Source organism: Streptomyces sp. Tu 3180 (genome assembly GCF_009852415.1).
In the GTDB taxonomy this organism is placed as follows: Bacteria; Actinomycetota; Actinomycetes; order Streptomycetales; family Streptomycetaceae; genus Streptomyces.
This window is the reverse complement of sequence record NZ_WOXS01000002.1, coordinates 4019242-4038277: the sequence shown is the minus strand read 5'-3', so window position 1 is coordinate 4038277 and position 19036 is coordinate 4019242. Positions and strand designations below refer to the sequence as shown.

15 protein-coding genes, 6 tRNA genes and 1 riboswitch are annotated in these 19036 nt (G+C 72.3%); of the genes, 9 read left to right on the top strand and 12 right to left on the bottom strand.

The window, feature by feature from the left end:
- Positions 1-167 precede the first annotated feature (167 nt).
- The gene (gene bldC / locus GL259_RS19060; RefSeq protein ID WP_003949541.1) at positions 168-374 is read left to right on the top strand and encodes a developmental transcriptional regulator BldC; all 207 of its coding nucleotides are present in this window, start codon (positions 168-170) and stop codon (positions 372-374) included.
- A gap of 444 nt (positions 375-818) precedes the next feature.
- Here the strand turns inward: bldC and GL259_RS19055 are convergent, their stop codons facing one another.
- From GL259_RS19055 to GL259_RS19040, 4 genes are all read right to left on the bottom strand, one after another.
- Positions 819-1043 (bottom strand): DUF6274 family protein, encoded by a 225-nt coding sequence (locus GL259_RS19055; protein ID WP_159534398.1) that lies wholly within the window; start codon positions 1041-1043, stop codon positions 819-821.
- Between the two features lie 205 nt (positions 1044-1248).
- Positions 1249-1323: transfer RNA gene (locus GL259_RS19050), tRNA-Asp, on the bottom strand.
- Positions 1324-1441: 118 nt separating this feature from the next.
- Entirely contained in the window at positions 1442-5425 is a 3984-nt protein-coding gene (hrpA, locus tag GL259_RS19045; protein ID WP_159534396.1) for an ATP-dependent RNA helicase HrpA, read from the bottom strand.
- A gap of 148 nt (positions 5426-5573) precedes the next feature.
- Positions 5574-5834 carry a hypothetical protein gene (locus GL259_RS19040; RefSeq protein WP_159534394.1) on the bottom strand — a complete coding sequence of 87 codons (261 nt, stop codon included), beginning with the start codon at positions 5832-5834 and terminating at the stop codon, positions 5574-5576.
- A gap of 277 nt (positions 5835-6111) precedes the next feature.
- Here GL259_RS19040 and GL259_RS19035 point away from each other — a divergent pair, with 277 nt between their 5' ends.
- A complete protein-coding gene (locus tag GL259_RS19035) occupies positions 6112-6312 on the top strand; it encodes a DUF1918 domain-containing protein (protein ID WP_159534392.1) in 201 nt (66 codons plus the stop codon).
- A 97-nt stretch (positions 6313-6409) separates the two neighbouring features.
- Here the strand turns inward: GL259_RS19035 and GL259_RS19030 are convergent.
- The 4 genes from GL259_RS19030 to GL259_RS19015 all read right to left on the bottom strand — a co-directional run bounded on the left by GL259_RS19030 (position 6410) and on the right by GL259_RS19015 (position 8350).
- Positions 6410-6483: transfer RNA gene (locus tag GL259_RS19030), tRNA-Phe, on the bottom strand.
- A 24-nt stretch (positions 6484-6507) separates the two neighbouring features.
- Positions 6508-6582 (bottom strand) — tRNA-Asp (locus GL259_RS19025).
- 37 nt (positions 6583-6619) lie between these two features.
- Positions 6620-6692 (bottom strand) — tRNA-Glu (locus tag GL259_RS19020).
- Between the two features lie 80 nt (positions 6693-6772).
- Positions 6773-8350 (bottom strand): metallophosphoesterase, encoded by a 1578-nt coding sequence (locus GL259_RS19015; RefSeq protein ID WP_159534390.1) that lies wholly within the window; start codon positions 8348-8350, stop codon positions 6773-6775.
- A gap of 85 nt (positions 8351-8435) precedes the next feature.
- Between GL259_RS19015 and GL259_RS19010 the strand changes: the two genes are divergently transcribed.
- The 4 genes from GL259_RS19010 to GL259_RS18995 all read left to right on the top strand — a co-directional run bounded on the left by GL259_RS19010 (position 8436) and on the right by GL259_RS18995 (position 12100).
- Positions 8436-8786 (top strand): metallopeptidase family protein, encoded by a 351-nt coding sequence (locus GL259_RS19010; protein ID WP_159534388.1) that lies wholly within the window; start codon positions 8436-8438, stop codon positions 8784-8786.
- 73 nt (positions 8787-8859) lie between these two features.
- Positions 8860-9402 carry a hypothetical protein gene (locus GL259_RS19005; RefSeq protein WP_159534386.1) on the top strand — a complete coding sequence of 181 codons (543 nt, stop codon included), beginning with the start codon at positions 8860-8862 and terminating at the stop codon, positions 9400-9402.
- Between the two features lie 298 nt (positions 9403-9700).
- Positions 9701-11875 (top strand): DEAD/DEAH box helicase, encoded by a 2175-nt coding sequence (locus GL259_RS19000; RefSeq protein ID WP_166461527.1) that lies wholly within the window; start codon positions 9701-9703, stop codon positions 11873-11875.
- Positions 11876-12027: 152 nt separating this feature from the next.
- Positions 12028-12100 (top strand) — tRNA-Lys (locus tag GL259_RS18995).
- A gap of 258 nt (positions 12101-12358) precedes the next feature.
- Here GL259_RS18995 and GL259_RS18990 read toward each other — a convergent pair.
- On the bottom strand, positions 12359-12802 hold the full coding sequence (locus GL259_RS18990; protein WP_159534382.1) for a hypothetical protein: 444 nt from the start codon (positions 12800-12802) through the stop codon (positions 12359-12361).
- Positions 12803-13023: 221 nt separating this feature from the next.
- Positions 13024-13323 (bottom strand): hypothetical protein, encoded by a 300-nt coding sequence (locus GL259_RS18985; RefSeq protein WP_159534380.1) that lies wholly within the window; start codon positions 13321-13323, stop codon positions 13024-13026.
- 524 nt (positions 13324-13847) lie between these two features.
- On the opposite strand from GL259_RS18985, the gene GL259_RS18980 reads away from it, so the two are divergent.
- The 3 genes from GL259_RS18980 (at position 13848) to GL259_RS18970 (ending at position 16615) form a co-directional block, all read left to right on the top strand.
- A complete protein-coding gene (locus GL259_RS18980; RefSeq protein WP_159534378.1) occupies positions 13848-14981 on the top strand; it encodes a dihydrofolate reductase family protein in 1134 nt (377 codons plus the stop codon).
- A 62-nt stretch (positions 14982-15043) separates the two neighbouring features.
- Positions 15044-15117 (top strand) — tRNA-Met (locus tag GL259_RS18975).
- 296 nt (positions 15118-15413) lie between these two features.
- A riboswitch (cyclic di-AMP (ydaO/yuaA leader) is annotated at positions 15414-15571 on the top strand.
- A gap of 12 nt (positions 15572-15583) precedes the next feature.
- On the top strand, positions 15584-16615 hold the full coding sequence (locus tag GL259_RS18970; RefSeq protein ID WP_159534376.1) for a M23 family metallopeptidase: 1032 nt from the start codon (positions 15584-15586) through the stop codon (positions 16613-16615).
- Between the two features lie 70 nt (positions 16616-16685).
- On the opposite strand, the gene GL259_RS18965 is transcribed toward GL259_RS18970, so the two are convergent.
- Both GL259_RS18965 and trmB read right to left on the bottom strand, forming a co-directional pair.
- Entirely contained in the window at positions 16686-18062 is a 1377-nt protein-coding gene (locus GL259_RS18965) for a PrsW family intramembrane metalloprotease (RefSeq protein ID WP_243762582.1), read from the bottom strand.
- Positions 18063-18168: 106 nt separating this feature from the next.
- Complete coding sequence (gene trmB, locus GL259_RS18960; RefSeq protein WP_208026493.1) at positions 18169-19035, bottom strand: tRNA (guanosine(46)-N7)-methyltransferase TrmB; 867 nt, start codon at positions 19033-19035, stop codon at positions 18169-18171.
- Between the last annotated feature and the right edge of the window lies 1 nt (position 19036).

The following is a 19036-nucleotide window of genomic DNA, read 5'->3' as shown; positions in this document are numbered from 1 at the left end:
CGGTTTGGCCGACGCGGCTGGACAGATGGTGTAGTTGTAGTGCCGAGGACAAGCCGTTCGTCCTATAACCGACTCGACTCGCGTCCGCCATTTCGGGCAACGCGGGTCAAGGTGCAGAATTTAGAGGAAAGAACCGAGAAGGTTCGGTTCTCCCGAGGAGGCCGCTCATGACCGCTCGCACCCCTGATGCCGAGCCGCTGCTGACCCCGGCTGAGGTCGCCACCATGTTCCGCGTCGACCCGAAGACGGTCACGCGCTGGGCGAAGGCCGGCAAGCTCACGTCGATCCGCACGCTCGGCGGGCACCGCCGCTACCGCGAAGCCGAGGTCCGCGCCCTGCTCGCGGGCATTCCGCAGCAGCGCAGCGAGGCCTGAACAACTGAACAATCCGGGCGAACCGGCCGGTCCCCCAACTGGTCGAGGCGCCCGAAACCCTAGCTCCAAGCGACGCGGGGACTGCCCCAACAGGCCCCTCGCCCAAGCAGAACAGAGCTCTCCGGGCAACTGAACAAGGGTGCGTCGTCGATCGCGCTGGACTCCGCCGGGTCCAGCGCGATCTTTTTGTGCCCCGACGCGGGCGCACCGGGGCCCGGACGGCCGGCGGGGCGGGCGGGGAGGCTTTGTGCGCGGACTTGTCGGACTCTGGGGCGCCCCTGTGCGGATCACCCGCGCGGGCGTCGGCGCACACCTCTCCGGGTGGTGCAATTGCACATATTAAATTGACCTGTTGTAGGAGAGGTGTAAGTACCGCACTTCTGAAAACTCATACGGTGACACCCGTCACATACCACTCGGCTTGTCGACGCTGTGGCATATGCGCTAGAGGGAAAGGGCGTTGGGGCCGGGCTCGTGTGACGGGGCGTCGGCGGCGCACTCGTCCTCGGCGGGCGCGGCGGGCGCGGCGGGGCGCGGTGCCGAGTCCAGCGCCAGCCGCAGCAGGCGATGGCAGATCGGACAGTGACGGGTCAGGTGCCGGTACGACGACGCGGCCGACAGGTGCGCGCGGAGCAGCGCCCTCGTCTCGTGCCTGGCCGATGCCCCCATACGCCACCTCCACGGGCCGCACGGAGAAGGACCCTGGTTCCTGGGGTACCGACGGAACGTCAGCCCGTCAAGACGCCGGGAGGGCCCCGGGAGGGCGCACGGGCCCGGGAACGCGCCGAACGTGCGGCAGGGGAGGGCCGGCGGCACGGAAGGCCCCGCACAACGCGGAAGGCCCGCCCCACGGGGGCGGGCCTTCCGGCTGTTGCGGTCCTGACGGGATTTGAACCCGCGGCCTCCACCTTGACAGGGTGGCGAGCACTCCAAACTGCTCCACAGGACCAGGTTTCGCAGTGTTCCGGAGACGGATCCGCTGCCGGATTCCGTCTGCGTTGCGCTGCGAGAAGAGACTGTACAGGAGGGGGACCGTCAGGTCGAACTCACCCTGCGTACCGGCCCCGTCACGGCAGCGCCGCGTCGATCGCCTTCACGATGCGCTTGTCGGAGACGGGGTACGCCGTCCCCAGCGCGTGGGCGAAGTAGCTGACCCGGAGCTCCTCGATCATCCAGCGGATGTCCCGCACCTGCTGGGGGACCGGCCGGCCTTGCGGCATCTGCTCCAGCAGCCAGGCGTACTCGTCCCGCATCTCGTGGACCTTCTCCATGCGGGTGGTGTCCCGCTGCACGCCGGTCGGCATCTGCTGGAGGCGACGGTCGGCGGCGACCAGGTAGCGCATCAGGTCGGGCAGCCGCCGCAGCCCCGCCTCCGTCACGAAGCCCGGCTTCACCAGCGCGTCCAGCTGCTCCCGGACGTCCCGCAGGTTCGGCAGCAGCGCAGGGCTGCGCACGGCCTTCAGACGGCGCTCACAGGCCTGCCAGGCGGCCAGCACCTGCTGCACCTGGCCCACCGCGCGGACGGTGGTGTCGACGATCTCCGCGCGCACCTTGTCGTACAGCTTCCGGTACGACTCCTCGTCCCACACCGGTCCGCCGAAGTCCGCGATCAGCTTGTCCGCCGCGGCCGTCGCGCAGTCGTCGAACAGGGCCTGGACGGAACCGTGCGGATTCGCGGACAGCGCGAGCTTCTGGGCGTTCGACAGCTTCTCGGACGCGAACTTCGCGGGGTTCACCGGGATCCCCAGCAGGATCAGCCGGCGCGTGCCCTTCCACATCGCCTCCGCCTGCTCGGCCTCCGTGTCGAAGAGGCGCACGGAGACCGCGTTCCCGTCGTCCACCAGCGCCGGGTACGCCTTCACCGGCTGGCCGGCCCGACGGGTCTCGAACACGCGGGTGAGCGTGCCGATCGTCCACCCGGTCAGGCCCCCGCGCTCCAGGGACTCGCCGCCCCGGCGCTCCGCCGTCGCGGCGGCCGCCTGCGACAGGGCCTTGCGGGCCTTCGGCTTCAGCCGGAGTTTCAGCGCCTCCAGGTCCTTGTCCTCGGCGAGCTTGCGGCGCCGCTCGTCGACGATCCGGAAAGTGATCTTCAGGTGGTCGGGGACCTTCGACCAGTCGAAGTCCTCCGCCTCGAAGGGGACACCGACCATGCGTTTCAGCTCGCGCGCCATCGTCGTGGTCAGCGGCTCCTGGAGCGGGACCGCCTTCTCCAGGAACGCCTTCGCGTAGTTCGGCGCCGGCACGTAGTTGCGGCGGATCGGCTTGGGGAGCGAACGGATCAGCTCCGTGACGACCTCCTCCCGCAGGCCCGGGATCTGCCAGTCGAAGCCCTCGTCGGTGACCTGGTTGAGCACCTGGAGCGGGATGTGGACGGTCACGCCGTCGGCGTCCGCCCCCGGCTCGAACTGGTACGTGACCCGGAACTTCAGCGGGCCCTGCCGCCACGTGTCGGGGTAGTCGGCCTTGGTGACCGCCTCCGCCGACTCGCGGATCAGCATCTCCCGCTCGAAGTCCAGGAAGTCCGGCTGCTCGTGCCGCTTGCGCTTCCACCACGAGTCGAAGTGGGCGCCCGAGACCACGTGCTGCGGGATCCGCTGGTCGTAGAAGTCGAACAGGGTCTCGTCGTCGACCAGGATGTCCCGGCGCCGGGCACGGTGCTCCAACTCCTCGACCTCGGTGAGGAGTTTGCGGTTGTCGGCGAAGAACTTGTGGTGCGTGCGCCAGTCCCCCTCGACCAGCGCGTTGCGGATGAAGAGCTCCCGGGAGACCTCCGGGTCGATCCGTCCGTAGTTCACCTTGCGCTGCGCGACGATCGGGACGCCGTACAACGTGACCTTCTCGTACGCCATCACCGCGGCCTGGTCCTTCTCCCAGTGCGGTTCGCTGTACGTGCGCTTCAGGAGGTGCTCGGCGAGCGGCTCGACCCACTCCGGCTCGATCTTCGCGTTGACCCGGGCCCACAGCCGGGACGTCTCGACGAGCTCGGCCGACATCACGAAGCGCGGGGGCTTCTTGAACAGCGCCGAACCCGGGAAGATCGCGAACTTGGCGTTGCGGGCACCCAGGTACTCGTTGCGGCCGCCGTCCTTGCGGCCGCCCGGTCCGGAGTCCTTCGACTCCTTCACGTCCTTCATGCCGATGTGCGACAGCAGACCGGCCAGGAGGGAGACGTGGATGCGGTCGGCGGGGGCGTCCTGTTCGTCGAGGTGGATCCCCATCTGCTTGGCGACCGTGCGCAGTTGCGTGTAGATGTCCTGCCACTCGCGGATGCGCAGGAAGTTCAGGTACTCCTGCTTGCACATGCGCCGGAACGACGACGAACCGCGCTCCTTCTGCTGCTCCCGCACGTAGCGCCACAGGTTCAGGTAGGCGAGGAAGTCGCTCGACTCGTCCCGGAAGCGGGCGTGCTGCTGGTCGGCCTGCGTCTGCTTGTCGGCGGGCCGCTCCCGCGGGTCCTGGATGGACAGCGCCGCGGCGATGACCATGACCTCGCGCACGCAGCCGTTCCTGTCCGCCTCCAGCACCATGCGGGCCAGCCGCGGGTCCACCGGCAGCTGGGCCAGCTTCCGGCCCGTCTCCGTCAGCCGCTTGCGCGGGTCCTTCTGGGTCGCGTCGAGCGCGCCCAGCTCCTGCAGCAGCTGCACGCCGTCGCGGATGTTGCGGTGGTCCGGCGGGTCGATGAACGGGAACTTCTCGATGTCGCCCAGGCCGGCCGCGGTCATCTGCAGGATGACGGAGGCCAGGTTCGTCCGCAGGATCTCCGCGTCCGTGAACTCCGGACGCGCGAGGAAGTCCTCCTCGCTGTAGAGGCGGATGCAGATGCCGTCCGAGGTGCGCCCGCAGCGGCCCTTGCGCTGGTTCGCGCTCGCCTGCGAGATCGGCTCGATCGGCAGGCGCTGCACCTTGGTGCGGTGGCTGTAGCGCGAGATGCGGGCGAACCCGGGATCGATGACGTACTTGATGCCCGGCACCGTCAGCGAGGTCTCGGCGACGTTGGTCGCCAGCACGATCCGCCGGCCGCTGTGCCGCTGGAAGACCCGGTGCTGCTCGGCGTGCGACAGCCGCGCGTACAACGGCAGCACCTCGGTGAACCGGTACTGCTTCTTCGTCAGCGCGTCCGCCGTGTCCCGGATCTCCCGCTCCCCGGAGAGGAAGACCAGGATGTCCCCGGGCCCCTCCGCCATCAGCTCCTCGACGGCGTCCGTGATCGCGGTGATCTGGTCCCGGTCGGCGTCGTCCGAGTCCTCCTCCAGGAGCGGCCGGTACCGGACCTCCACCGGGTAGGTACGACCACTCACCTCGATGATCGGGGCGTCGCCGAAGTGCCGGGAGAAGCGCTCCGGGTCGATCGTCGCCGAGGTGATGACGACCTTCAGGTCCGGGCGCTTCGGCAGCAGCTGCGCCAGGTAGCCGAGCAGGAAGTCGATGTTCAGGGACCGCTCGTGCGCCTCGTCGATGATGATCGTGTCGTAGGCGCGCAGCTCGCGGTCGGTCTGGATCTCGGCGAGCAGGATGCCGTCGGTCATCAGCTTGATGAAGGTGGCGTCCGGGTTCACCTGGTCGGTGAAGCGGACCTTCCAGCCGACCGCCTCGCCCAGCGGCGTCTCCAGCTCCTCCGCCACCCGCTCGGCCACCGTACGGGCGGCGATCCGGCGGGGCTGGGTGTGCCCGATCATGCCCCGCACCCCCCGGCCCAGCTCCAGGCAGATCTTCGGGATCTGCGTGGTCTTGCCGGAGCCGGTCTCACCCGCGACGATCACCACCTGGTGATCGCGGATGGCCTCGGCGATCGCGTCCTTCTTCTGGCTGACCGGAAGCTGCTCGGGGTAGCGGATCTCCGGCACGCGGACACGCCGCTCGGCCATCCGTTCCTCGGCCCGGGCGACCTCCGTCTCGATCTCGGCGAGCACGGCGGCCCGGGCCTCCGGCTTGCGGATCTTGCGCGCACCCTCCAGCCTGCGCCCGAGCCGGTGCGCGTCGCGCAGCGACAGTTCGGCCAGGCGGGAGGCGAGGGCGCCGAGGGCGGGGGCGGGGGCGGGATGTGTGGACATACGGGATCCAGGATCTCATCCTCGAGAAAATCCTGGCGAACGCTTTTGCCGCGCTCGCCCGTCACCCGCCGTCCGGCACCACGCGCCGACGCCGCGGCCGGTCCCGGACCCGGGGGCGGGCCGGGTGATCGCCCGGCCCGCGGGCCCGCTAGGGGTTCCCACCGGCGGGCGGCCTGTTCGGGGTCCTGCTGGTCACCGGACCGGTGATCCCGAGCCCGACGAGGAACGCCAGCACGGCGGTGACCCACTGGCCGTCGGTGATCGTGTCGAACCCGCTCTGCTCGCCCTGCAACGCGGTGACCAGCGACGACAGGCAAGCGACCAGACCGCTCACCAGGGCCGAGACCACGGCCTTGGCGTGTGAGCGGAGGAAGCCCTTGGCAGGGCCCGGAGCGGAACCATTCACCATCGCCTACTCCCCGCGGTCGGCGCTCTGCGGACGTTGACCGTCACCCAGGGAAGCAGCCGGCGGACCGGGGGGCACGCACACACGCTGAAGCACGGCCGCACGGTGACGCCGATGGAGGAACGGGGCTCGCCGGACTTCGGTGATCCCCTGACCTGCGCGTCCGCCGGATGGCCCTGCCCATACCGGTGATCTTGTCGCCGAACCCCTGAAACCCGTGACCGTAGTCGTCATCGTGGGTGCCGACGGGACGTGGATCTCAGGATGAGGAGGGAGCGGTATGCATGCCGGTAAAGGCGACAGGCTCGTCGTCCACGGACGTGTTGTCGGGCAGCAGGACCATGTGGTGGAGATCGTCGAAGTTCTCGGGCCGGACGGGGCGCCGCCGTACAGGGTGAGGTCGGAGAACGGCCACGAGACGATCATGTCCCCGGGGCCGGACTCCGTCGTCGACCATCGCAGGGCCGGCGACCAGGGCTAGCTGCGGGAGCCGTCGGCGTGCCGGTTGGCGTGGCCGACACGAAAACACCCCCTCCGGAAGACTCCGGAGGGGGTGTTTGCCCTGATGAGGGCTGCGGTGGCTGGGGCCGGGGTCGAACCGGCGACCTTCCGCTTTTCAGGCGGACGCTCGTACCAACTGAGCTACCCAGCCGCGATGTTTCACGTGAAACATCAGCGGTCCTGACGGGATTTGAACCCGCGGCCTCCACCTTGACAGGGTGGCGAGCACTCCAAACTGCTCCACAGGACCAAGCGTGTCGTACGACAGTGTCGCACAGGGTGGTGCGTGCCCCCAACGGGATTCGAACCCGTGCTACCGCCTTGAAAGGGCGGCGTCCTAGGCCGCTAGACGATGAGGGCTATCGGCCCGCCTGGGCGCTTCTCAGCGCGTCGGGGACGTGAGAAGCATATGGGATGGGAGGAGGGTTCGCCAAAACGGTTTACGGAGAGGTCGTCGAGGGGGTGGCCGTGGAAGGGCTCGGGGAGGGGGTCGCGCCGGGCTGGTTCTCCCTGGGGAGGTGGCGGCTGACCTCAGCCGTCGTCAGGCCCAGGCCGCCGAGCTCGATGGAGTCCCAGGCCTGGAGGCGGCGGGTGTCGCGGTCGAAGTAGAGGATCGAGGTCTCGATCGGGTCGGGGTATTCGCCCTCGACGGCGCGCAGGCCGCTGCCGCCGGTGGAGCCCTCGATGCGGAGGCGGGTGCCGTACTTCATGACCTCGGTCTCCTCGTGGTGGAGGTGGCCGGCCAGGACCAGGGGGACGGTGCCGTCGGCCTCGCGGGCCGCGGAGGGCTCGTGGGCGATGGCCACGTCCACCGGGGTGCCGGCGGCGCGCTGGTCGCGCAGGGCGGAGGCGAGGCGGGCGCCCGCGAGTTCCTGGGACTGCTCGGCTCCGGACGTCTTGGAGCGGTCGGGGGTGAACTGCGGGTCGCCGATGCCGGCGAAGCGCAGGCCGGCGATGGTGGTGGCCCGGCCGTCGTCCAGGACGTGGACGTTCCTCATGCGCTCGAGGTAGCGCTGGGTGACGAGGGAGTCGTGGTTGCCGCGGACCCAGACGTAGGGGGCGCCGAGGTCCTCGATGGGGTCCAGGAAGCCGTTCTCGGCGGCCGTGCCGTGGTCCATGGTGTCGCCGGAGTCGACGATCACGTCCACCCGGTACTGCTCCACCAGCGAGGCGATGATCTTCCAGCTGGCCGGGTTGAGGTGGATGTCCGAGACGTGCAGGACGCGGATGGTGGTCGGGTCGGGCTGGTAGGCGGGGAGGGTGGAGGTGGCGTCGTAGAGCTTGGTCACGTTGGTGACGAGGCGGGCCAGCTCCTTCTGGTAGACGTCGAACTCGGTGACGATGCTGCGGGCGTTGCCGACGAGCGAGGGGGCGGAGGAGAGCAGGCCGGAGAACTTGGGCTCCAGGACCGAGTCCGGGTTCCAGGTGGCGTAGGCGGTGCCGCCGGACGCGGCCAGGAGGGCGAGGGCGAGGCCGCCGGCGGCGAGCGCGCGGCGGGGACGGCGGTAGACGGCGAGGCCGAGCGCGGTGGCGCCGGTGACGACGGCGACCCCGGAGCGCACGGCGAGGTCGGCGGTGCCGTGGGCGATGTCCCGGGTGACCTCGTCCTGGAGGCCGGAGAGCCGTTCGGGGTGGTCCACGAGGGCCTGGGAGCGGTCGGGGTCGAGCTGGTCGACGTTGACGTCCAGGCGGACCGGGGCGGTGTGGCTGTCCAGTTGGAGGGCGCCCAGGGGAGAGACGTTGATTTTGGTGCCGCCGGTGAGGGAGGGACGCAGGGTCATGGTGGTGTCCATGGGACCGACGGGGACCCGGACGTTGCCGACGACGAGGAGGCCGAGCCAGGCGCCGAGCACGACCACGGTGACCAGTCCGAGGGCGCGGACCAGGGGGCGGGGCCGTGGGGCGAGGGCGGGCGTCGCGGGGGTGGAGCGGTGCGTGCGGTGGCGGCGGGTGAGGGCGCGCGGGCCCCTTCGAAGACGGTGCCGGACGTTCATGACTGCGGAGGGGACGCGGGCCATTGGTCCCGTATGCCCAAGCGCGGGACCGGATATGCGGGGGGCCCGGCGCATCTCGTACGGACGGCTCGTACCCGAGAATGGCCCTGTGCTGGAGATGACGCGCGAGATGTTCGAGGAACTGGTCGCCGAGGCGCTGGACCGGATCCCGCCGGAGCTGACGCGGTTGATGGACAACGTGGCGGTGTTCGTGGAGGACGAGCCGCCGGCGGACGATCCGGAACTGCTCGGGTTGTACGAGGGGACTCCGCTGACGGAGCGGGGCGAGTGGTACGCGGGGGTGCTGCCGGACCGGATCACGATCTACCGGGGGCCGACGCTGCGGATGTGCGAGTCGCGGGAGGACGTGGTCGCGGAGACGGAGATCACGGTGGTGCACGAGATCGCGCATCACTTCGGGATCGACGACGCCCGGCTGCACGCTCTCGGCTACGGATAGGCCGTGCGCGTGTCCTCTTGCGGGTGACGGGAGTTGGGCATGGCGTCCCAGCACTTCGACCGGAGGTGGCCCCGTGCGCCCCTTGTACGTACCCGCCCGCCTGGCCGCCACGGTCGTGGCCGTCGTCGCCGCCGCCGGTTGCATGAGTGTGGGCGAGGGGGAGGCGGGCGGGAGCGCCGAGCCGTCGCGCTCGGCGGCACGGCCGGGCGGTGAGGAGCCGGACGGGGGACCGGTGGTGTCGGGCGGCGGGGCGGACCGTGGCGCCGCGGTGGCCGGCGGCGAGCGCCGGGGCGGCAGGGGCGAGAAACGCGAGGGCGGGGGGAAGGGGAACAGGGCGGGGAAGCAGGCGTCCGCCGGGGCGTCTCCGTCGGCGGGGGCGAGCCGGTCCGCGCCGCCCGGCGGCGGGCCGGGCGAGCCCGCCGGGCCGACACCGGACGACCGGCCCGTGCCGCCGGAGCCCAGCCGGCCGCCCGACCCGGAGCCCACGCCGGCGCCGCCCGAGCCGTCGGCGCCGCCGGAGCCGACGGAGGCGGAGCCGTCGTCGTCGGCGCACGAGCCGCCGCAGCCCCAGCTGGCACGGCGGGAGCCGGTGCCGGAAGCGGGGGCGCCGGTCTAGAGCCCTCTCCTCCGCCCCGCGCGCCGCCCGCCGTCGTGGCCGACTCGTCCGGGGATCACCGCGCTGACCTGCGGTTCGGTCCTGTGACGAGAACCCGGTTTGCTTTTGGTGGGTCGGGGTGCGTATGGTGGCAGATCGTTTGATCCTATTTGCCCGGCGCCAACGCAGAGCGCGCCGTGTGGCGCGTACTCTCTCCCTTGCCGTGGTGGACCGCATCGAGGCGGTCGTATTGCGAATCGCGAATCACGGAGTTGACGGGCGCGTGCCGAAGAGAGACTCCGGAAGGTTTCGCATTCGTATGCCCATCGCCAGTACTGATCACGTCGTCGTGCCCGAGAACACCGAGGACACCGACACCACCGCCTCCACCGCCCCCGAGACCACCTTCGCCGACCTCGGCCTCCCCGAGGGCGTCGTGCGCAAGCTCGCGCAGAACGGCGTGACCACCCCCTTCCCGATCCAGGCCGCGACCATCCCGGACGCCCTGGCCGGCAAGGACATCCTCGGCCGGGGCCGCACCGGCTCCGGCAAGACCCTCTCCTTCGGTCTGCCGACGCTGGCCACGCTGGCCGGCGGCCGCACCGAGAAGCACAAGCCGCGCGCCGTCATCCTGACCCCGACGCGTGAGCTCGCCATGCAGGTCGCCGACGCGCTCCAGCCGTACGGCGACGTCCTCGGCCTGAAGATGAAGGTCGTCTGCGGCGGCACGTCCATGGGCAACCAGATCTACGCCCTCGAGCGCGGCGTCGACATCCTGGTCGCCACGCCGGGCCGGCTGCGCGACATCATCAACCGCGGCGCGTGCTCCCTGGAGAACGTGGAGATCGCGGTCCTCGACGAGGCCGACCAGATGTCCGACCTGGGCTTCCTGCCCGAGGTCACGGAACTGCTGGACCAGGTCCCGGCGGGCGGTCAGCGGATGCTGTTCTCCGCGACCATGGAGAACGAGATCAAGACCCTCGTCGACCGGTACCTGAACGAGCCGGTCTCGCACGAGGTGGACGCGGCGCAGGGCGCGGTGACGACCATGTCGCACCACATCCTGGTCGTGAAGCCCAAGGACAAGGCGCCGGTCACCGCGGCCATCGCCTCCCGCAAGGGCCGCACCATCATCTTCGTCCGCACCCAGCTGGGCGCCGACCGCGTCGCCGAGCAGCTGCGGGACGCCGGGGTGAAGGCCGACGCGCTGCACGGCGGCATGACCCAGGGCGCCCGGACCCGGACGCTGGCGGACTTCAAGGACGGGTACGTGAACGTCCTGGTGGCGACGGACGTCGCGGCCCGCGGCATCCACGTCGACGGCATCGACCTCGTCCTGAACGTCGACCCGGCCGGCGACCACAAGGACTACCTGCACCGGGCGGGCCGTACGGCGCGCGCCGGGCGCACGGGCACGGTCGTGTCCCTGTCCCTGCCGCACCAGCGGCGCCAGATCTTCCGGCTGATGGAGGACGCGGGCGTCGACGCGACGCGCCACATCATCCAGGGCGGCGCGGCCTTCGACCCGGAGGTCGCCGAGATCACCGGCGCCCGGTCGATGACCGAGGTGCAGGCCGAGTCCGCGGGCAACGCGGCGCAGCAGGCCGAGCGCGAGGTCGCCCAGCTCACCAAGGAGCTGGAGCGGGCGCAGCGCCGGGCGGCCGAGCTGCGGGACGAGGCGGACCGGCTGCTGGCCCGGGTGGCGCGCGAGCGGGGCGAGGACCCCGAGGCGGTGGTGGCCGAGGCGGCCGCCGCGGTGCAGGCCGAGGCGGAGGTCTCGCTGCCGGAGCAGCCGTCCGCACGGGACGTCGAGCGGGCCGAGCGCGCGGAGCGTGCGGAGGCGCCGGCGCCGTACGAGCGGCGTGAGCGCCGGGACGACCGGGGCGACCGCGGCGGTTTCCGCCGGGACGACCGGGGTGACCGGGGCGAGCGCGGTGGGCGTTCCTTCGAGCGCCGTGACGACCGGGGCGGCTTCAACCGCGACCGGGGTGACCGGGGCGGTTTCCGCCGTGACGACCGGGGCGGCTTCGACCGTGACCGTGACCGCGGCGGGCGTTCCTTCGAGCGCCGTGACGGCGACCGCGGCGGTTTCCGTCGCGACGACCAGGGCGACCGCGGCGGTTTCCGCCGGGACGACCGGGGCGACCGCGGGAACTTCCGCCGTGACGACCGGGGCGACCGGGGTGGCTTCCGCCGTGACGAGCGGGGCGGCTTCGACCGTGACCGTGACCGCGGCGGGCGTTCCTTCGAGCGCCGTGACGGCGACCGCGGCGGTTTCCGTCGCGACGACCGGGGTGACCGCGGGACCTTCCGCCGCGACGAGCGCGGCGGCCACCGGGGCAGCGACCGTCCCTTCAACCGTGACCGTCAGGGCGACCGCCCGGGCTTCCGCACCGGCGGCCACGACCGCCCGTACGGCCGTCGTGACGACCACCGGGGCGGCGGCTCCTTCGGCCGCCGCGAGGACAAGCCGCGCTGGAAGCGCAACGGCTGACGCGGTTTCACCGTGCCGTTCCGAAGGGCCCGTGCGACACCTGTCGCGCGGGCCCTTCCGCGTTCCCGCGGGGACACGTCCGGACCCGGCTCCCCGATACCCGATCGGAGACTCGGCCGTGTCCGGCTATGCTCGGGGGGACAACATCGCCGGGGCCCTTAGCTCAATTGGCAGAGCAGTGGACTTTTAATCCATTGGTTGTGGGTTCGAGTCCCACAGGGCCTACGGTCGGCAGGCGGGCTCCGTGCCCTCCGACCTGCCACGCGGCGCCCGGGCCGGCTTCGGCGGCCCGGGCGCCGACTCGTTTCCCCCGTCTGTACGAATCCGCGCGAACCGGCTCGGGGCCCGGCCGGGAGGCCCGGTACGTCCGCGCGGTCCCGGGCCGGACGGGCCCTCCCTCCCACCGGGCCGGGCGGGGCGTCCCGGCGGGCCGGAGGGAACGGCCGGTTCGACGGCCCGGCGGCACGGGACGCGCTTGTCCCGTCAGGAGGCGTGCGGCCACTCGTCCGGTTCCGTGGAGGGCGTGCGGACGGCCGGGGTGACGCGGTGGTGGGCCGCGCGGGCGTGGACCAGGCGGGAGACGGCCGTACCGACGAGTGCGGCGGTGAGCAGGCAGGTGAGCCAGAAGGTGTCGCGGGGGCCGGCCCAGGAGAGGGTGCCCGCGGGCGGAACGGCGAAGCCGTTGAGGAACAGCCAGCACAGGACGGCCGTCCCCGGGGCCGCGGTGAACCGGGCGCACACGCCCAGGGCGGCGGCCAGCAGGGACAGGGCGGTCAGGGCGAGTCCGGGGTGGTCGATGCCCACGAGCGTGTTGAGCAGCGCCACCAGCACCGCCGCACCGCCGAAGGCGCCGGCCCACACCAACGGCGTGGCGACGGGCCGGGGGACCGGCTTCGGTCCGGTGCCGAGGGGCACCCACTCGATCATGCTGACGCTCCCCTTCCGGTCTCCCGCCGCCGGCCGGTGGGAAGGCGGTCGGATGCCCCGGCGGACGAGGCGCTGACCCGAGCGGATCGTCCCACTTTCCGCTCCGCGCGGCTTCGAGAGCCGGTTTCCTGGTTCTGGTCAGGGTGACAGTGGAGGGCGACCGGGCGGAAGCGCCGAACGAGACAGTCGTACGGCCGGGGCGCGGGGGCGGTGACGGGTGTTCAGCGCGGGCGGCGGGGGCCGTCCGTCCGCCGCCGGTCCGGGTCGAGCAGCTGGACGGCGATGCCGCTCAGGACCAGTCCCGCGGCGATGAGCAGCCCGTCGGGCAGGACCACGCCCGCGATCAGCATGACGACCCCGGTCCCCAGCACCCACCAGGCGCGCGCGTGCCGGTACGCGCGGGGGCGGGCGGGCCGGCCGGCGGACCGCGGGCGGGCGGAACGCGGGCGGGCGGAACGGCGGTCCTCCCGCTCGCGTCGGGCCGCGAGGTCGACGAGACGCTCGTCGTCGGACGGGGACACGGCTCCTCCTTCCCGGCCGGTGGCCGCTCGTCGGCGCCGGCCGTCCCCTCGGACACCGCCGGACGCCGGTCCTGTGCCGCCGGGAGGTGGAGGGTGAGCCGTCGGCCTGACGAACTCGGGCCGGTACGAAGGAGTTTGCCCGTATGCCGACGTCGTCACCCGCCCGGTCCGGATGTGCCGGCGGGGCACTGCCACCCGTGCCCGGCGATGCCGTCGCCGGGTCCCACCGTCGCCCGTCGCCGGTGGCTCCCGCCATCGGTCGCAGCGCCCATTCCCCGGGGGGCGCGGGCCGTACGCGGACCGCCGCGGTGCCCGGTGCGGCGGACGGATCATGGGGACCGCGCCGGATGGCGCCCGGCTCGCCCGGCTCGCCCGGCGCACCCGGACGCCCGCCCCCGCCGAGCGCGCCGGACCTGTTGTCAGACTTGACCCGAACCCGAACCCGAACCCGAACCCGAAACCCGCGCCCGCGCCGGCCGCCCCACCGCCCCGCCCGCCGTCCCAGCCCCGCTTGGAGTACGCCGATGCCCCACCCGTACGTCCTGCTGTCCGCCGCCGTCTCCCTGGACGGCTACCTGGACGACACCGGCCCCGAGCGGCTGCTGCTGTCCGGCCCGGCCGACTTCGACCGGGTCGACGAGGTGCGGGCGTCGGTGGACGCGATCCTGGTCGGCGCCGGCACGATCCGTGCCGACAATCCGCGCCTGCTGGTCAACTCGCCCGAGCGGCGGGCCGCCCGGGTCGCCGAGGGCCGGCCCGAGTATCCGCTCAAGGTCACCGTCAGCGGCTCCGGCGACCTGGACCCGGCGGCGCTGTTCTGGCACACGGGGGGCGAGAAGGTCCTCTACACGACCGACGGGGGCGCCGAGCGGGCCCACGCCCACGGTCTCGCGGCCGATGTCGTCCCGCTCGGCCCCGAGGTCGACTGGCGGCGGCTCCTGGAGCACCTGCACGCCGTGCGCGGGGTCCGGCGGCTCATGGTCGAGGGCGGCGGCCTGATCCACACCCAGCTCCTCACCCAGGGCCTCGCCGACGAGCTCCAGCTGGTCCTCGCCCCGCTCTTCGTCGGCGACCCGGACGCCCCCCGCCTCTTCGGCCCCGGCTCCTACCAGGGCGGCCGGCTGCGGCTGCTCGAGACCCGCGCCGTCGGCGACGTCGTCCTGACGCGTTACGAGCCCACCGCACCCGGCACCGGTGCGGTGCCCTCCGCCGCCGACCACCACTGGCTGGCCCTCGCCTGCGACCTCGCGGACCGGTGCCCGCCGTCCCGGACGGCGTTCAGCGTGGGCGCGGTGGTGGTCGCGGCCGACGGTACGGAACTGGCGCGGGGGCACTCCCGGGAGGGCGGGGACCCGGTGGTGCACGCGGAGGAGGCGGCGCTCGCCAAGGCCGACCCCACGGACCCCCGGCTCGCGACCGCCACCGTGTACTCCAGCCTGGAGCCCTGCGCCCGGCGCGCGTCCCGGCCGGCGCCCTGTGCCCGGCTGATCCTGGACGCGGGGGTGCGGCGGGTGGTCACGGCCTGGCGCGAGCCGGACACCTTCGTGCCGGGCGCCGACGGCAGCGGAGTGCTGGCGGACGGGGGCGCCACCGTCGTCGTGCTGCCGGAGCACGAGGAGCGGGCCCAGGCGCCGAACGGCCATCTGATCGGCCGCTGAGGGGCCGGGGACAACGGGTGTGCTGAGTGTCCCGCGCATGGCGTACACTGGTGTCATACCGACGCGGGGTGGAGCAGCTCGGTAGCTCGCTGGGCTCATAACCCAGAGGTCGCAGGTTCAAATCCTGTCCCCGCTACTGAAGGCCGAGGGCCGGAATCCGGAAGGGTTCCGGCCCTCGGTGTTTTCCTCTCCGCGCGCACCGCTCTCACCGAGAGTGACCGGGCCGCCCCGCTGCGCATAACAACTGACACACCGTCAGAACTCGGTGGACATCCGAGGGTGGGTCAACTCGCCCGTTTTTGGCCGCTCGTGGCGGTTAAGTCCACGCGAAAATCGCGAACGATCAAGAGGAACGGCTTGGAATCCGGCCCTCGCGTCTATTAACGTTCGATAACGCAGCGCGGTCGTCCCAGCCGTCACAGAAGTCGGCTCCGTGCGCACGCGCCGAATCCCGCAAGGGAACCGGGGAACCACCACCATGGGGTGAATCGCGTGGATACCGCCGTGGAAGCACGGCTCGTATACGCGCGTAGGAGACCTTCCTGCTCCGAACCCGTCAGCTAACCCGGTAGGCGATGAAGGAAGGAAAGGAGCGCGCCCACGTGGCGTCCAACCGGCCTGCCCCCGAGGCCCCCTTCATGCCGAGCCAGCGCGACGGCGACACCTTCGTCTACGGCGGTGTCCGCGGCGAGGAGGGCCCCTTCGAGGAGTGGAACCCCACCGCGGAGTCCGTCCGCCCGGTACGCGGCCGGCACCGCGTCGCCAAGCAGCGCGGCGGAGGACTCGCCCGCAGCTCCACGGTCCTGGGCGTCGGTGTCATCGCCGCGGTGGGCGCGGGCGGCATGGCCACCGCCCAGACCGGCAAGCCGCCGGTCTCGATCTCCATGCCCGACCTGCCCAACGTGGGTTCCCTCATCTCCGACGAGGAGGAGCCCGCCGGTTCCGCCACGCCGCTCAGCAGCATCGGCGCGACCGCCGACGACACCGGGCAGGGCACCGCCGACGCCGGTGAGGCGCTGCGCGCCCGGATCATGGCGCAGGTCGAGCAGCAGCAGGACCAGGCCGAGAGCAAGGCCGCGGCGGAAGCCGCCGCGGCGGCCGAGAAGGCGGCCGCCGAGGCCGCCGCCAAGGCGGAGAAGGAGGCCGAGGCGAAGGCCGAGGCCGCGAAGAAGAAGGCGGAGGAGGAGGCCAGGAAGAAGGCCGAGGCCGAGCGCCTCGCCGAGCTGGCCAAGCAGTACGCGCTGCCGACCTCCTCGTACACCCTCAGCTCGACCTTCGGCCAGGCCGGCGCCTACTGGTCCTCCGGCTACCACACCGGCCTCGACTTCGCCGCGCCCACGGGCACGCTGATCAAGGCGGTCCACACCGGCACGATCACCTCCGCCGGCTGGGACGGCTCCTACGGCTACAAGACCGTGCTGACCCTCGAGGACGGCACCGAGATCTGGTACGCCCACCAGTCCTCCATCAGCGTCAGCGTCGGCCAGAAGGTCAACACCGGCGATGTGATCGGACGCGTCGGCTCCACCGGCAACTCCACCGGGGCCCACCTCCACCTGGAGGTCCACCCGGGCGGCTCCTCCTCGGGCGTCGACCCGCTGGCGTGGCTGCGCGACAAGGGCCTCACCCCCTGAGACCCACCGCTCCCGAACCCCGGCAGTCCCGACGGCGTCCCCCCGACGTCAGGGCTGCCGGTTCGGTGACTCAGAAGCGGTAAGGGTTCGGCTGGTACGGCGGGTACGGATGCGGCTGCGGCTGCCCGTATCCCTGGGGCCCGTGCGTCCCCCGGGTCCCCTGGACTCCATGGACCCCGTGAGTCCCGTGCACTTCGTGCATCCCGTGTGCTCCGGGCATCCCGTGCACCGGCCACGGCGGGACGGCGACCGGAACCGGCGGCGCGGTGGTGCGGGCCGCGTGGTCCAGCGCCGGGCGGGCCGCCTCCCGGCGGCGCCACAGCTCCAGCAGCAGCTCCCGCTCCCGTTCGACGAAGTCCGTCCCCGCCCGGCCGAGCCGCCCCCGGTGCCGCAGGAACGCCAGCGAGGTCGCGTACGCCTCGTACTGCGCCACCGCCCGCGCCACCTCCTTCCCCCCGTACCGGCGCGCGTACCGCCGGGCGACGCGCCGGGCGCGCATCGAGCCCAGCGCGAACGGCTCCGCCGGCAGCAGCCAGCCGGCCACCGCGTACGCCGGCAGCTCCGTCCGCACCGTCCGCAGCTCGCGCTGCCGCGTCCACACCACCAGCCAGGTCAGCATGCCGAACATCGGCACCATGAACGCCAGGTACACCGCGAGGAAGCCGTAGTCGCCCAGCGTCGAGGAACCGTTCCACAGCGCGTGCATGCCCATCGCGAGCAGCAGCCCGGCCAGCGGCAGCAGCACCCGCCGGACCCGCTGCCGCTGCGGTGAGAGCGCGGAGATCCCGAACCCGATGCCGGTGAACACGGTGAACAGCGGGTGCGCGAACGGCGACATGACGATGCGGACGAAGAAGGTCGCCGCGGTGACCGAGGCGATGCCGCTGTCGCCGGTCAGCTGATCGGCCCCGAAGGCGGTGCCGAGGTAGAGGATGTTCTCGGTGAACGCGAACCCGGTGGCGGTGACCCCGGCTATCACCACGCCGTCGAGGATCCCGGTGAAGTCGCGTCTGCGGAAGAGGAAGACCAGCAGCACGGCGGCGGCCTTCGCGGTCTCCTCCACGACGGGCGCTATGACGGTCGCGCCGAGCGTGTCCGCGCCCGCCGGATCGGCCGTGGCCCTCGCTATCCACCGGGTGGCGAAACTGTTGGCCACGATCGCCATGAGCGCCGCCGCGCAGGCGCCCCAGGCGAAGGAGAACAGCAGGTTCCGCCAAGGACCCGGCTCCACCCGGTCCAGCCACCGGAAGGCGGCCATGAGCAGCGGTACGGGCAGCACCGCGAGTCCCAGGCCGACCAGGAACCCCTCCGTGCCGGTCTGCTCGCGCACCAGCGCGAGGATGACCAGCCCGGACAGCGCGAGCAGGACGGCCGGCGCTCCGTAGCGCACCCACGGCCGCTGCCACCAGTGCGCGTGCCGGAGCGCACCACCGGACCGCGGAGGCAGGCCGGGCTGCGGTGCCGCGCCGGGATACGTCGGGCAGGGAGGGCTGCTGGCCACGGAAGGGACCCTAACGAGACGGGGGCGCTGCCCGCAGGAGCGCGAAGAGGGCTCAGGCGCCGGTGGAGGACGGGTCGGAGTGGAGCGCTCCGGGTCGGTCACCGTGCTGTACGCGACGGAAGAGCAGGTCGTTCACGACATGACCCTTGTCCAGTCCCTGGCCCTCGAAACGGGTCAGCGGCCGGAACGCCGGACGCGGCGCGAAACCGCCGTCGGCCCGGGTGTTCTCGAAGTCGGGGTGCGCGGTCAGCACCTCGAGCATCTGCTCGGCGTACGGCTCCCAGTCGGTGGCGCAGTGCAGCACCACGCCCGGCCTGAGCCGGGTGGCCGCCAGGGAGAGGAACGCGGGCTGGATCAGCCGCCGCTTGTGGTGCCGCTTCTTGGGCCACGGGTCCGGGAAGTAGACGCGCAGCCCGTCGAGGGAGTCGGGGGCGAGCATCTCGCGCAGGAGGATGATCGCGTCGCCGTTGCCGACGCGGACGTTGGTCAGGCCCTGCTGGTCGGCGAGGTTGAGGAGGTTGCCCTGGCCGGGGGTGTGGACGTCCACGGCGAGGATGTTGGTGGCCGGGTCGGCGGCGGCCATCGCCGCGGTGGCCTCGCCCATGCCGAAGCCGATCTCCAGGACCACCGGGTTGTCGTTGCCGAAGAACTCCGCGAGGTCGAGCCGGTGCCGGCCGTCGATGTCGAAGCCCCACCGGGGCCACAGCCGCTGCAGCGCGTCCGCCTGCCCGGCGGTCACCCGGCTGCGGCGCGGCTGGAAACTCCGGATGCGCCGCTCGAAGTGCGACCCGGCCGGGTCGGCCTTCGGCCCGTCCGGGAACCGCGGCTCCCCCTTGGCCCGGGTACGGCGGATCGACACACCGGGCGCGTGCGCGTGCGCGGGGTGCGGGGCTTCGGAGGTGTTCACGGAGTCAGACACA

Bases quoted from the DNA above. Each gene is read 5' to 3' on its own strand.
- GL259_RS19040 (WP_159534394.1), bottom strand. From the start codon at position 5,834: ATGGTGAATGGTTCCGCTCCGGGCCCTGCCAAGGGCTTCCTCCGCTCA.
- hrpA (WP_159534396.1), bottom strand. From the start codon at position 5,425: ATGTCCACACATCCCGCCCCCGCCCCCGCCCTCGGCGCCCTCGCCTCC.
- GL259_RS19000 (WP_166461527.1), top strand. From the start codon at position 9,701: ATGCCCATCGCCAGTACTGATCACGTCGTCGTGCCCGAGAACACCGAG.
- GL259_RS19055 (WP_159534398.1), bottom strand. From the start codon at position 1,043: ATGGGGGCATCGGCCAGGCACGAGACGAGGGCGCTGCTCCGCGCGCAC.
- GL259_RS18990 (WP_159534382.1), bottom strand. From the start codon at position 12,802: ATGATCGAGTGGGTGCCCCTCGGCACCGGACCGAAGCCGGTCCCCCGG.
- GL259_RS18980 (WP_159534378.1), top strand. From the start codon at position 13,848: ATGCCCCACCCGTACGTCCTGCTGTCCGCCGCCGTCTCCCTGGACGGC.
- GL259_RS19035 (WP_159534392.1), top strand. From the start codon at position 6,112: ATGCATGCCGGTAAAGGCGACAGGCTCGTCGTCCACGGACGTGTTGTC.
- GL259_RS19015 (WP_159534390.1), bottom strand. From the start codon at position 8,350: ATGGCCCGCGTCCCCTCCGCAGTCATGAACGTCCGGCACCGTCTTCGA.
- bldC (WP_003949541.1), top strand. From the start codon at position 168: ATGACCGCTCGCACCCCTGATGCCGAGCCGCTGCTGACCCCGGCTGAG.